This is a genomic window from Demequina zhanjiangensis (assembly GCF_030418315.1).
GTDB classification, from domain to species: Bacteria; Actinomycetota; Actinomycetes; order Actinomycetales; family Demequinaceae; genus Demequina; species Demequina zhanjiangensis.
In genome coordinates this window covers 270,728-283,569 of record NZ_JAUHPV010000005.1, presented here as the reverse complement: position 1 = coordinate 283,569, position 12,842 = coordinate 270,728, and the positions used below count along the sequence as shown (strand labels likewise).

Sequence of the window (12,842 nt, the reverse complement as noted above, 5' to 3'; positions counted from 1 at the left end):
GATGCCCAAGCGCGACGACATCAACTCCGTGCTGGTCATCGGCTCCGGTCCCATCGTGATCGGCCAGGCCTGCGAGTTCGACTACTCCGGCACCCAGGCGTGCCGTGTCCTCAAGTCCGAGGGCGTCCGGGTGATCCTCGTGAACTCGAACCCCGCGACGATCATGACCGACCCCGAGTTCGCTGACGCCACGTACGTCGAGCCGATCACGGTCGAGGTGATCGAGCGGATCATCGAGAAGGAGAAGCCCGACGCTCTCCTGCCCACCCTGGGTGGTCAGACGGCCCTCAACGCCGCGATCGCGGTCGCCGAGGCCGGCATCCTCGACAAGCACGGCGTCGAGCTGATCGGCGCCAACCTCGAGGCGATCAACCTGGGCGAGAACCGCGAGCTGTTCAAGGGCGTCGTGGAGCGCTGCGGCGCCGACTCGGCCCGCTCGGCCATCTGCCACACGATGGAGGAGCTCCTCGCCGCGGCAGAGGACCTCAAGTACCCGGTCGTGGTCCGTCCCTCCTTCACGATGGGCGGCCTCGGCTCCGGCTTCGCGTGGGACGAGGAGGACCTGCGGCGCATCGGCGGCCAGGGCCTGCACTACTCGCCGACCACCGAGGTGCTGCTCGAGGAGTCCATCCTCGGGTGGAAGGAGTACGAGCTCGAGCTCATGCGCGACAAGCACGACAACGTCGTGGTCGTCTGCTCGATCGAGAACGTGGACCCCGTCGGCGTGCACACCGGCGACTCCGTGACCGTGGCGCCCGCGATGACCCTCACCGACCGCGAGTACCAGCGCATGCGCGACGTCGGCATCGCGATCATCCGCGAGGTCGGCGTGGACACCGGCGGCTGCAACGTCCAGTTCGCAGTGGAGCCCGAGACCGGGCGCCTCATCGTGATCGAGATGAACCCGCGCGTCTCGCGGTCGTCCGCGCTGGCGTCGAAGGCGACGGGCTTCCCGATCGCCAAGATCGCCGCCCGCCTCGCGCTCGGCTACACGCTCGACGAGATCCCCAACGACATCACCGGGTCCACCCCCGCGTCGTTCGAGCCGACGCTCGACTACGTGGTCGTGAAGGTGCCTCGCTTCGCGTTCGAGAAGTTCCCGGCTGCCGACCCGGTCCTCACCACCACCATGAAGTCGGTGGGCGAGGCGATGAGCATCGGCCGCTCGTTCACCGAGGCGCTCGGCAAGGCGCTGCGCTCGATCGACAAGAAGAACGTGAACTTCCACTGGCGGGGCGACGCGCCCGTCGGCGGTGAGATCGAGGAGCTCCTCGAGGCGATCAGGACGCCCACCGAGGGCCGCTTCATCCAGGTGCAGCAGCTGCTGCGCGCCGTCCATGCGGGCGACCTCACGCTCGAGCGCGTCTACGAGGCCTGCCGCATCGACCCGTGGTTCCTGGACCAGATGCTGCTGATGAACGAGATCGCGGACTCCGTGGCCAAGGCCCCCGAGCTCACCGAGAGCGTGCTGCGGGACGCGAAGCGTCACGGGCTCGCCGACGAGCAGATCGCGTCGCTGCGCGGGCTCGAGGTCGAGGACGTGCGCGAGGCGCGTCAGGCGCTCGGCGTCACGCCGGTGTTCAAGACGGTCGACACGTGCGCGGCCGAGTTCGAGGCGCGCACCCCGTACCACTACAGCTCGTATGACGCCGAGAACGAGGTCGCCCCGCGCGAGCGCGAGGCGATCCTCATCCTCGGCTCGGGCCCCAACCGCATCGGTCAGGGAATCGAGTTCGACTACTCGTGCGTGCACGCGGCGCTCAGCCTCAAGGACCGCTACGAGACCGTCATGGTCAACTGCAACCCCGAGACCGTGTCGACCGACTACGACACCGCGAACAGGCTCTACTTCGAGCCGCTCACGTTCGAGGACGTCATGGAGGTCTACGAGGCGGAGAAGGCTGCGGGCCCGGTCAAGGGCATGCTGGTCCAGCTGGGCGGTCAGACGCCGCTGAGCCTCGCGCAGCGCCTGGCCGACGCCGGCGTCCCGATCCTGGGCACCTCGCCCGAGGCGATCGACAACGCCGAGGACCGCGAGGCCTTCGGCAAGGTGCTCGACGCCGCCGAGCTCCCCGCGCCCGCCTACGGCACTGCGCGCGGCATCGAGCAGGCGATCGAGATCGCGGAGCGCATCGGCTTCCCGGTGCTCGTGCGCCCCTCGTACGTGCTCGGCGGACGCGGCATGGAGATCGTCTACGACCGCGCACAGCTCGAGGACTACGGGACCCGCATGGACTCGGTGGGTGACCACGCCACCGACGCCCCGCTGCTCGTGGACCGCTTCCTGGACGACGCGATCGAGATCGACGTGGACGCGCTCTACGACGGCGAGGAGCTGTTCCTGGGCGGCGTGATGGAGCACATCGAGGAGGCCGGCATCCACTCCGGCGACTCCGCGTGCGTCCTGCCGCCCGTCACGCTCTCCGCCAAGGAGCTGGACCGGATCCGCCGCTCCACGGAGGCCCTCGCGAAGGGCATCGGTGTGCGCGGGCTGATGAACGTGCAGTACGCGCTCGTGAGCGACGTGCTCTACGTGCTCGAGGCGAACCCCCGCGCGTCCCGCACGGTGCCCTTCGTGGCGAAGGCCACGGGCGTGCCGCTTGCGACGGCCGCCTCGCTGCTCATGGCGGGTTCGTCGATCGCGGACCTGCGTCGCGACGGAGTGCTGCCGGCTGACGACGCGGCGACGATCGACATGTCCCAGCGGCTCGCGGTCAAGGAGGCGGTGCTTCCGTTCCGTCGCTTCCGTACGCACGAGGGCCTGGCCGTCGACACGGTGCTCGGACCCGAGATGCGTTCGACGGGCGAGGTCATGGGCTTCGACTCGACGTTCCCGCTCGCGTTCGCCAAGTCCCAGGCAGGAGCCTTCGGGGGACTGCCCACCGAGGGCACCGTGTTCGTGTCCATGGCGGACAGGGACAAGCGGTCGATCACGTTCCCGATCGCCCGCCTTCACCAGCTCGGCTTCCGCATCCTCGCGACCGAGGGGACCGCGCAGGTCCTCGCGCGCAACGGCATCCCCGCCGAGGTGGTGCGCAAGCACTTCGAGGGACGCGGTCCCGCAGGCGAGCCGACCATCGTGGACCTCATCCAGTCGGGCGAGGTGCACCTCGTGGTGAACACGCCCTCGGGTCAGGGCGCGCGCGCCGACGGCTACGAGATCCGTGCGGCGGCGACGTCCGCGGACGCCGCGATCATCACCACCACGCAGCAGCTCTCGGCAGCCGTTCAAGCGATCGAGGCGCTCCAGCACGGAGGGTTCGAGGTGCTGAGCCTCCAGGAGGCTCACGCATAGTCCCTGCAATCAGCCGGTGACATGGGTACGATGAGGGTGTTCGACCAGGTGGGCTGTCCGCCCACCCGACAGGAGGAGCAGGATGGCATTCGGTGAACGGCTGGCCGCGGCGATGGACGAGGCCGGTCCGCTCTGCGTGGGCATCGACCCGCATCCGGAGCTGCTTGCACGGTGGGGCCTCAACGACTCCGCCGAGAGCCTGGCCGCGTTCGGCGAGACCGTCCTCGAGGCGTGTGTGCGCTCCGCTGCGGCCGTGAAGCCCAACGCCGCCTTCTTCGAGCGTCACGGTGCTCGAGGCGTGGCCGCGCTCGAGCATGTGCTCGGCCGGGCGCGTGAGCTCGAGATCCTGACCATCCTCGACGCGAAGCGTGGAGACATCGGCTCCACGATGGAGGGCTACGCGGACGCCTACCTGTCCGAGGGTGTGCCGCTTGAGGCCGACGCGATCACGGTGTCCCCGTATCTCGGCTTCGGTTCGCTCCAGCCTGCCTTCGACCTTGCCGCGCACACCGGCAAGGGAGTCTTCGTCCTTGCTCTCACGTCGAACGCCGAGGGCAAGGAGGTGCAGCACGCGCGCACCGCTGACGGCGAGTCCGTCGCAGGAGCGATCGTGCGGCAGGCGAACGTGCTCAACGAGGGTGCGGAGCGCATGGGAGACGTCGGTCTCGTCGTCGGTGCCACCGTCGGCGATGCCGTCAAGGATCTGGGCATCGACCTCGGATCGTTCAACGGACCGATCCTGTCGCCCGGCGTGGGCGCGCAGGGTGCGGGACCTCAGCAGCTGCTGCAGGTATTCGGCGACGCGCGATCGCGCGTGCTCGTGAACCAGTCGCGAGGGGTCCTCAACGCGGGACCTTTCGTGGAGAAGCTGCGCGGCGCGATCCAGGCGGCCGCCGGTGCAGCGCAGTACACCCTGCAGTCCGCGGACGTGCAGGACTAGCGACGAGGAGGAAAGGTCCATGGCCACTCCGGAGCTGTCACAGGAGCAGCGCGCCGAAGCGCTGGTGAAGGCGACGGCCGTGCGTTCCGCACGGCGCGTGTTCAAGGAGGATCTCGCGGGCGGCGGCATGACGCTCGAGCAGGCGATCTCCAAGGCGAAGTCCGACGAGGCGCTCGCCGGGATCCGTGTCAAGGATCTCCTGCAGTGCCTGCCGGGCATCGGGCCCAAGCGCGCGATCGTCGTCATGGACGACATCGGAATCTCGCACGCCCGTCGTATCCGCGGTCTCGGAACGCATCAGGTCGAGGCGCTGCTGGCGCGCGAGCGCCAGTGAGCAGACTCGTCGTGCTTGCCGGCCCTACGGCGGTCGGCAAGGGAACAGTGGTGCGCGCTCTGAGCGAGGCACGGCCTGAGATCTGGGTGTCGGTATCGGCGACGACGCGCGCGCCGCGCCCGGGCGAGATCGACGGCGTGCACTACTTCTTCGTGTCGGATGCCGAGTTCGATCGCATGATCGCGGATGGGGAGCTGCTCGAGTGGGCGACGGTGCATGGCACCCACCGCTATGGCACCCCCCGCCGGCCGGTGGAGGAGCGTCTGGCGAAGGACGTCCCTTGCGTGCTCGAGATCGATCTCCAGGGCGCCCGCCAGGTGCGCGAGGCGATGCCAGAGGCGCTGTTCGTCTTCCTGGCGCCGCCGTCATGGGAGGAGCTGGTGCGGCGCCTCGTGGGCCGCGGCACCGAGTCCGAGGAGGAGCGCGAGCGTCGGCTCCACACGGCTCGTCAGGAGCTCGCCGCCGTCTCCGAGTTCGACGAGGAGCTCGTCAACGACGAGCTGGACACCGCCGTGGCGGGTCTCGCCGCTCTGGTTGACGCCGCACGGTAGACTGAGCAGGTTTGCGGGCAAGGCCCCGCCTATCGAAGCACGACCTCAAGCAATGCAAGGAGCATGACGTGGCTGGAACCGTCGCAGACCCCCAGGGCATCACCAACCCGCCGATCGACGAGCTTCTCGAGAAGGTGGACTCGAAGTACGCGCTGGTGATCTACAGCTCGAAGCGTGCGCGTCAGATCAACTCGTACTACGAGGTCCTCGGCGAGGGCCACTTCGACAACGTGGGCCCGCTCGTCGAGGCCGACCAGACCGACAAGCCGCTGTCGGTCGCGCTGCGCGAGATCAACGCGGGCGGACTGCTCGAGCTCGGCGACGACGCAGAGTAGCCCGCGCCGCATGCGCGTCCTGCTGGGGGTGACGGGCGGCATCGCCGCCTACAAGGTCGCTCTCGTGCTGCGACGCCTGGCGGAGGATGGTCACTCGGTCAGAGTGATCCCCACCGCCAACTCGCTGAACTTCGTCGGGCGTTCCACCTGGGAGGCCCTGTCTGGCGCCCCGGCGCCGACGGATACGTTCGAGGACGTGCCTTCGGTGCAGCACGTGCGGCTCGGCCAGCGCGCCGATGTCGTTCTCGTCGCTCCTGCGACTGCGGACTTCCTGGCGTCGATGGCCAGGGGAGAGGCGCGCGACCTTCTGGGCAACGCGCTCCTGGCCACGTCAGCCCCCGTGGTGGTCGCTCCCGCGATGCACACGGAGATGTGGGAGAACCCCGCCACCCGTGCGAACGTGGCGACGCTGCGTGAACGAGGCGTGCATGTGATCGAACCCGCGGTCGGCAGGCTCACGGGTCCCGACTCCGGCCCGGGCCGTCTGCCCGATCCCGAGGACATCGTCTCGGCGCTCTATCAGGTGGTCGACGGCATCACCCCGGCGCTCCGGGCATCGGGCGGTGCAGAAGGCTGGGGGGACCTCCACGGCGTGCGCGTGGTCGTCAGCGCCGGCGGGACGCGCGAGCCGCTCGACGCGGTGCGCTTCCTCGGCAACCGTTCCACCGGACACCAGGGTTTCGCGCTCGCTGAGGCGGCGCGCGAGCGCGGGGCCGACGTCACCGTCGTCGCGGCGCATGTGAACCTTCCGGTCGGGGAGGGGATCGCACGCATCGACGTGTCGACCACTGCCGAGCTGGGCGCGGCCATGCGCGCACAGGCGGAGAGCGCCGACGTGGTCGTCATGGCCGCCGCGGTCGCGGACTTCCGTCCCGCGCAGGTCGCCGGCCACAAGATCAAGAAGTCGGGCGACGGTGGGCTCACCCTCGAGCTCGTCCCGACCGAGGACATCCTCAAGCGCCTGACGGCCGCGCGACGGCCAGGTCAGCTCGTCGTCGGCTTCGCTGCGGAGACGGGCGATGACTCAGGCTCCGTCGTTGAGCACGGAGCCGCGAAGGCTCGGCGCAAGGGCGCGGACCTGCTGTGCCTCAACGAGGTCGGCGCCGCGAAGGGCTTCGGTGACCGGCCGAACGCGGTGAGGATGCTCGACGCTCAGGGCGCCGAGGTGGCGTCGGTCGAGGGCTCCAAGCTCGTGGTGGCCCACGGGATCCTGGATCAGGTCGTGCGGCTGCGTCACCAGGTGTGATGCTCGTCGCTCAGGGGTCGCCTCGTCGGACCCTGGCCGTACGATGGTGCGCATGACCGAGCTCCGCCTTTTCACCTCAGAATCCGTGACCGAGGGCCACCCCGACAAGGTGTGCGACCAGGTCTCCGACGCGATCCTCGACGAGATGCTGCGTCAGGACGCGCTGTCCCGGGTCGCAGTCGAGACGATGGTGACGACCGGCCTCGTGCACGTCGCGGGTGAGGTCACGACGGAGGCGTACGTCGACATCCCCGGCACGATCCGCAAGGTGGTCAACGGCATCGGCTACACCTCGTCGAAGATCGGCTTCGATGGCGACTCGTGCGGCGTGTCCGTGTCGATCGGCGAGCAGAGCCCCGACATCTGGATGGGCGTCGGCCACGCGACCGACGTCGACGGCGACGACCTCGGCGCCGGCGACCAGGGCCTCATGTTCGGGTATGCGTGCCGCGACACGGAGTCGCTGATGCCGCTGCCCATCGCGATCGCGCATCGGCTGACGGCGCGCCTCGCCGAGGTACGCAAGACGGGTGAGGTCCCCGATCTCCGCCCCGACGGCAAGGCGCAGGTGACGATCGGCTACGACGGCGACGTCGCGCGCACGGTGGACACGGTCGTGCTGTCGAGCCAGCATGCCGAGGGCATCGAGATGACCGCTCTCCGTGGCGCGCTCGAGGAGGCGGTGATCGCTCCGGTGCTCTCCGAGTTCTCGCTCGATGCGACCGGACACCGGAGCCTCATCAACCCCACCGGCAAGTTCGAGATCGGCGGCCCCAAGGGCGACGCGGGGCTCACCGGCCGGAAGATCATCGTCGACACCTACGGCGGCATGGCCCGGCACGGTGGCGGCGCGTTCTCAGGCAAGGACCCGTCCAAGGTCGATCGCTCCGCGGCGTACGCGATGCGGTGGGTCGCGAAGAATGTGGTCGCGGCCGGCCTGGCGGACAGGTGCGAGGTCCAGGTGGCCTACGCGATCGGCACGGCGCACCCCGTCGGTCTCTACGTGGAGACGTTCGGCACCGAGCACGAGGCTCCTGAGCGGATCGTCGCGGCAGTGCGGGAGGTCTTCGACCTGCGCCCCGCCGCCATCATCGAGGCGCTCGACCTCCGTCGCCCGATCTACCGCCAGACGGCGGCCTACGGCCACTTCGGCAGGGAGCTCGACGACTTCACGTGGGAGCGCACCGACCGGGTCGACGACCTGCGCGCGGCGATCTGACCCCCGCGGTGACCCAGCCGGAGGGGGATCGGCAGCGCATCGCGCGGGTCGTGGTGGACTCACCGCTTCCGCATTTGGACCAGCCGTTCGACTACCTGATCCCTGACAAGCTGTCGCGCGTGCGACCCGGCTTCCGGGTGCGCGTGCCCTTCGCAGGCAGGCTCGTGAATGCCGTCGTGCTCGCTGTCGACGACACGACGGAGTTCGGCGGACGGCTGCTCGACATGCGCTCCGCCGCCTATGCCGAGTCGTACACACCCGAGTCGCTCCGGCTCGCGGAGGCGCTCGCGCGGCGCGCAGGCGGTTCCGTGTGGGACGTGCTGCGGCTCATGGCGCCGCCGCGTGTGGCGGCCGTGGAGAAGCGCGAGGCCGAGCACGGAGACCCGCGTCCGCGGCTCGAGGCTGCTGCGGAACGCCTGACCGCACGCGGTGAAGGCGAGGCTCCAGCGCACTCGCCGCGGTGGAAGGGTCGCTCGGTCCTGCAGGCGCTTCCCGACCCTGAGGCACCCGGCGCGACGCCGGCAAGGCTGCTCGCGTCGGAGGCCGTTGCGGCTGCCGCGAGCGGTGAGGGCTCCGCCATCCTCGTGGTTCCCGACGCCCGTGCGGTACGCGCCGTCTCAGCGATGCTCCGAGAGGCGGGGCTCGAGCGGTGGACTCCTCGCGGCGGGGGAGAGTTCGCGGTGCTGGACGCCGACGACGGCCCCCAGGTCCGCTACGGGCAGTACCTGGCGGCGCTCCGCGGAGAGGTCCCGCTCGTGATCGGCACCAGGCCCACGGCCATGCAGCCAGTGCCGCGGCTCGCGGCGATGGTGATGTGGGATGACGCGCACACCGCCTACGAGGATCCCCACGCGCCCTACCTCCACGCCCGTACGGTCGCGAACGTCCGGACGGAACTGGAGGGGAACGGCCTTGTGCTCGCGGCGTATGCCCCCTCGATCGAGGCGGTCTCGCTCGCCGAGCACGGGTGGGCCGAGCTGGTCGCGCCGAGCGCCGACGAGGTGCGCCAGGCGACCGCCACCGTGGACGTGTGGGATGACGCGCGGCGCGAGGAGGAGGGACCGGCGGGCCGTCACTGGATGCCTCCGGGCGTGTGGCGCCGGGCGAATGCCTCCCTCGCGCACGGGCCCGTCGCGATCGTCGTGCCCCGTGCGGGGTATGTCGCGGCGACCGCGTGCGCGCGCTGCGACGCGTGGGCGGAGTGCCGCGAGTGCGGATCCTCGCTGAGCCTCCCCGCGGCGGGAGACGCTCCGGTGTGCGTCGCGTGTGCGCATGTGCACGTGGACTGGCACTGCCCGCACTGCCATGGCGCGCGCCTTGCCCACCGTCGGCAGGGCATCGGGCGGATCGGTGAGCAGCTGTCCGCGATGGCGGGTGACACCCCGGTGTCGCTGTCCTCGGGCGCGTCGGGGGTGCTGGACGACGGCGCGGTGACCGAAGGCTTCGTGGTCGCCACGCCTGGAGCGCTGCCCGCGGCGCCTGGGGGATACGGGCACGTGGTGGTGGTCGACGCGGGGGTCCCTGCGGGGGGTCTGGGGGGCGAGATCGTCGCGCTCCGGCACTGGCTCGTCGCGGCCGCGCACGCGCGCCCGCGCTCGGCGGGCGGAGGCGTCTCGATCGTCGGCGAGCTGCCGGCGCTCACCACGCGAGCGCTTGCGTCGTGGCGTGCCGCAGAGGCGGCGCAGGAGGCCTATCAGGAGCGCCGAGAGCTGGGCCTCCCGCCCTTCACGCGGCACCTCCGTGTCGACGGGCCTCGGGTGGACGTGAGCGCGGCGCTGAGAGCCTCCCGCGCCGAGGAGCAGGGGGCGCTTGTGGCGCGGGACGACGACGGCGCGTCGATCCTTTCCCCCCGTGGAGCGGCGCAGGGATGCGTGGATGCCCTCAGGGAGACGGTACGAGAGCAGTCCAAGGCCGGTCGCGAACCGTTGCGGGTGCGCGTGGACGGTCCGCTGCGGCTCCAGTGAGCCCGCCGCACGGAGTCGGCTGGGGCGTAGCGCTAGACCGCAGGCCTCAGCTCGTGGCGCTGTCGACCACCACGATCGAGCAGGTGACGTACCTGTCGATGTCGATCTCGTAGGTGCGGCATCCGAGACCGACCTGGTCCGCGTCGGCGCTGAAGGCGATGTCGCGACGGTAGCTGGAGCGCTGCCAGTTCTCGACCGCGTACTCGGGGGAGTTGCGACCCCGGATGGCCAGCTCGCCGATCACCGTGGCGCCCTCGCACGGCACCTCGGTGACGAACGTCTCGACCCTCAGGCTCGACTCGTACACCTCGGCGGCCGCGGCGGCCTCCTGGGACACGCACTCGTTAAGCGTGACGGGCGTGAGCCCCGCCTCGACGCGTGTGTCGTTGAGCGCGGTGAGCAGCCGGTTCTCGTACTCGTCCGCGACGGGCACGCGGTCGACGATGCGTCCGAAGGCGACGACCACCACGAGAGCGATGGCCGCGATCCCGCCGAGGATCCACCGGCGGCGGATCTTGCGACGATGCAGCTGTGCTCTCGACTCGGTAGCCGACTCCATTCCCACCCCAGCACTATAGGCGGCGCGAGCGTCTGAGACCGCCAGAGCGGGGACGGCGTCGCACCTACGATGGGGGGATGCGCGTGATCTTCGCCGGCACCCCTGAGGTGGCCGTTCCCAGCCTTGAGGCGCTGCTCGCCTCGGACCACGAGGTGGTCGCCGTCATCACCCAGCCGGATGCCCGTGGGCGGCGCGGCAAGGCGCTCCACCCCTCGCCCGTGAAGGAGTTCGCGTTGGCGCAGGGGCTCGACGTGCTCACGCCCGAGAAGGCCTCCGATCCGGAGTTCATCGCGCAGGTGGCCGCGCTCGAGGCCGACGCGGGCGCGGTCGTCGCGTACGGCCAGATCCTGCGCCCGGCGCTGCTCGAGTCCACGCGTCTGGGCTGGGTGAACCTTCACTTCTCGGTCCTGCCTGCGTGGCGTGGCGCGGCTCCCGTGCAGCGGTCGCTCATGGCGGGGGACGACGTGACGGGGGCGACGACGTTCCTGCTGGACAAGGGCATGGACACGGGCCCGGTGCTGGGCCTCCTGACCGAACGGATCAGGGTGACCGACACGGCGGGCGATCTGCTGGATCGCCTTGCGCAGGCGGGTGCGCCGCTGCTCGCCCAGACCCTTTCCGGCATGGAGGCCGGCGTGATCGTGCCCGAACCGCAGAGCGTCGAGGACATCTCCTACGCGCCGAAGCTCACCAGGGACGACGCGTACGTGCGGTGGGAGCGCCCGGCTCACGTGGTCGACCGTCAGGTGCGAGGCTGCACGCCTGCGCCGGGGGCGTGGACCACCCTCCCCGACGGTCAGGTGGCGAAGCTGGGCCCGGTGTCGCCGCGCCTTCACGCGCCTCGCACGGTGCCGGGTCAGGTCCGTGAGATGGACGGTGAGGTGCTGGTCGGCACCGGCACCGAGCCGGTGGCGCTCAGCACGATCGCCCCGGCGGGCAAGCGCGCGATGGCGGCCGCCGACTGGTGGCGGGGAGCGCGCCTGAGCGAGGGCGCCGCCCTGGGCGAGGCATGAGCCGCCAGGACCCTGCGCGCCTCGCCGCCCTCGAGTGCGTCGAGGCGGTCGACGCGGACGGCGGCTACGCGAACCTGGTCATGCCGCGCATCCTCGCGGCGCACCGGCTCTCCGGCCGGGACGCGGGCTTTGCGACCGAGCTCGCGTACGGCGCGCTGAGGATGCACGGGCTCTACGACGCGATCATCGCGAAGGCGGCTGGCCGGCCCATCGGCAAGGTGGATCCCGCAGTGCGGCGCATCCTCTGGCTCGGCGTGCACCAGCTCCTGGGCATGCGGGTGCCGTCGCATGCGGCGGTGAGCGAGACGGTGTCGTTGGCGCGCGGGCGCGTGGGGGTCGGTCCGTCTAAGTTCGTCAATGCCGTGCTCAGGCGCGTGAGCGAGGCCACCAGGGAGGCGTGGATCGCTCGCGTCGCCCCCGGGTCCGGTCGGGATGCGGTCGCGCTACGAGAGTCGCACCCCGCGTGGGTCGCGGCGGAGCTCGAGCGCGCGCTTGCGGCGGACGGGAGGCGGGGCGAGCTCGCGGCGCTGCTCGAGGCTGACAATGCACCTGCGAGGGTGACGCTCGTCGCGCGCCCCGGCCTCGCCGATCCTGACGAGCTGATGGATGAGGTGCCCGGGGCGGTTCGGGCCGCGTACGCGCCGACGGCGGTGGTCCTTGCGGAGGGCGGCGAGCCCGGCGCGGTGGCCGCTGTCCGCGAGCGCCGTGCGGCGGTGCAGGATGAGGGCAGCCAGGTCGTCGCGTCCGCGCTTGTGGCGGTCGACGGGGTGCAGGAGGGGGAGCGCTGGCTCGACCTCTGCGCGGGCCCCGGCGGCAAGACCGCGCTGCTGGGGGCCTTCGCGGCCCCGAAGGCCGCGACTCTCGATGCCGTGGAGCTGCACGAGCATCGGGCGCGCCTGGTCGAGGACTCGGTGAAGGCTGTGCCGGCGGGCACGGTCGCGGTCTCGGTGGGTGACGGCACGACGTGGGGCGAGCCGGGCGCGTACGACCGGGTGCTGCTCGACGCACCGTGCACGGGGCTCGGGGCCCTGCGCCGTCGACCCGAGGCGCGTTGGCGCAAGTCGAAGGAGGATCTTGCGGATCTTGAGGACCTTCAGGCACGGCTGCTCGAGAGGGCGCTGACGCTCGTGAAGCCGGGCGGACTGGTCGCCTACGTGACGTGCTCGCCCCTGGTGGGGGAGACCCATGACGTCGTTGCTGGCGCTCGAGGCGCGACTCAGCTGGACGCGCGCGACGCCGTCGCACGCGCCACCGCGACGGCGCCCGACCAGTGGGGGGCGGGGCCGCATGTCCAGCTCTGGACCCATGCGCACGGCACCGACTCGATGTTCCTCGCGCTGCTGCGACGCGACGAGGAGTAGCGACGCCTTCACGGGCGTTAGGTTG

General features: G+C 70.9%; 11 protein-coding genes. 10 read left to right on the top strand and 1 reads right to left on the bottom strand.

What is annotated here, in order from left to right; translation table 11 throughout:
- Position 1: 1 nt before the first annotated feature.
- From carB to QQX04_RS10035, 8 genes are all read left to right on the top strand, one after another.
- Positions 2–3,295 (top strand): carbamoyl-phosphate synthase large subunit, encoded by a 3,294-nt coding sequence (gene carB / locus QQX04_RS10070; RefSeq protein WP_301128763.1) that lies wholly within the window; start codon positions 2–4, stop codon positions 3,293–3,295.
- Between the two features lie 82 nt (positions 3,296–3,377).
- A complete protein-coding gene (pyrF, locus tag QQX04_RS10065) occupies positions 3,378–4,235 on the top strand; it encodes an orotidine-5'-phosphate decarboxylase (RefSeq protein ID WP_301128761.1) in 858 nt (285 codons plus the stop codon).
- Positions 4,236–4,254: 19 nt separating this feature from the next.
- Entirely contained in the window at positions 4,255–4,569 is a 315-nt protein-coding gene (gene mihF / locus QQX04_RS10060; protein WP_301128758.1) for an integration host factor, actinobacterial type, read from the top strand.
- The gene (gene gmk, locus QQX04_RS10055; RefSeq protein ID WP_301128757.1) at positions 4,566–5,120 is read left to right on the top strand and encodes a guanylate kinase; all 555 of its coding nucleotides are present in this window, start codon (positions 4,566–4,568) and stop codon (positions 5,118–5,120) included. Before mihF ends, gmk begins: the two co-directional genes overlap by 4 nt.
- A gap of 68 nt (positions 5,121–5,188) precedes the next feature.
- Positions 5,189–5,455 carry a DNA-directed RNA polymerase subunit omega gene (rpoZ, locus tag QQX04_RS10050; RefSeq protein ID WP_301128755.1) on the top strand — a complete coding sequence of 89 codons (267 nt, stop codon included), beginning with the start codon at positions 5,189–5,191 and terminating at the stop codon, positions 5,453–5,455.
- A gap of 10 nt (positions 5,456–5,465) precedes the next feature.
- The gene (gene coaBC / locus QQX04_RS10045) at positions 5,466–6,701 is read left to right on the top strand and encodes a bifunctional phosphopantothenoylcysteine decarboxylase/phosphopantothenate--cysteine ligase CoaBC (RefSeq protein WP_301128753.1); all 1,236 of its coding nucleotides are present in this window, start codon (positions 5,466–5,468) and stop codon (positions 6,699–6,701) included.
- Between the two features lie 52 nt (positions 6,702–6,753).
- The gene (gene metK, locus QQX04_RS10040) at positions 6,754–7,920 is read left to right on the top strand and encodes a methionine adenosyltransferase (protein ID WP_301128751.1); all 1,167 of its coding nucleotides are present in this window, start codon (positions 6,754–6,756) and stop codon (positions 7,918–7,920) included.
- A gap of 8 nt (positions 7,921–7,928) precedes the next feature.
- Positions 7,929–9,884, top strand: coding sequence for a primosomal protein N' family DNA-binding protein (locus tag QQX04_RS10035; RefSeq protein ID WP_301128749.1), 1,956 nt, complete (start codon positions 7,929–7,931; stop codon positions 9,882–9,884).
- A gap of 46 nt (positions 9,885–9,930) precedes the next feature.
- Here the strand turns inward: QQX04_RS10035 and QQX04_RS10030 are convergent, their stop codons facing one another.
- Positions 9,931–10,443, bottom strand: coding sequence for a CAP domain-containing protein (locus QQX04_RS10030; RefSeq protein WP_367312954.1), 513 nt, complete (start codon positions 10,441–10,443; stop codon positions 9,931–9,933).
- A gap of 77 nt (positions 10,444–10,520) precedes the next feature.
- Between QQX04_RS10030 and fmt the strand changes: the two genes are divergently transcribed.
- Together fmt and QQX04_RS10020 are read left to right on the top strand one after the other, a co-directional pair.
- Positions 10,521–11,456, top strand: coding sequence for a methionyl-tRNA formyltransferase (gene fmt / locus QQX04_RS10025; protein ID WP_301128746.1), 936 nt, complete (start codon positions 10,521–10,523; stop codon positions 11,454–11,456).
- The gene (locus QQX04_RS10020) at positions 11,453–12,817 is read left to right on the top strand and encodes an RsmB/NOP family class I SAM-dependent RNA methyltransferase (RefSeq protein WP_301128744.1); all 1,365 of its coding nucleotides are present in this window, start codon (positions 11,453–11,455) and stop codon (positions 12,815–12,817) included. Before fmt ends, QQX04_RS10020 begins: the two co-directional genes overlap by 4 nt.
- The last annotated feature ends 25 nt before the right edge of the window (positions 12,818–12,842 follow it).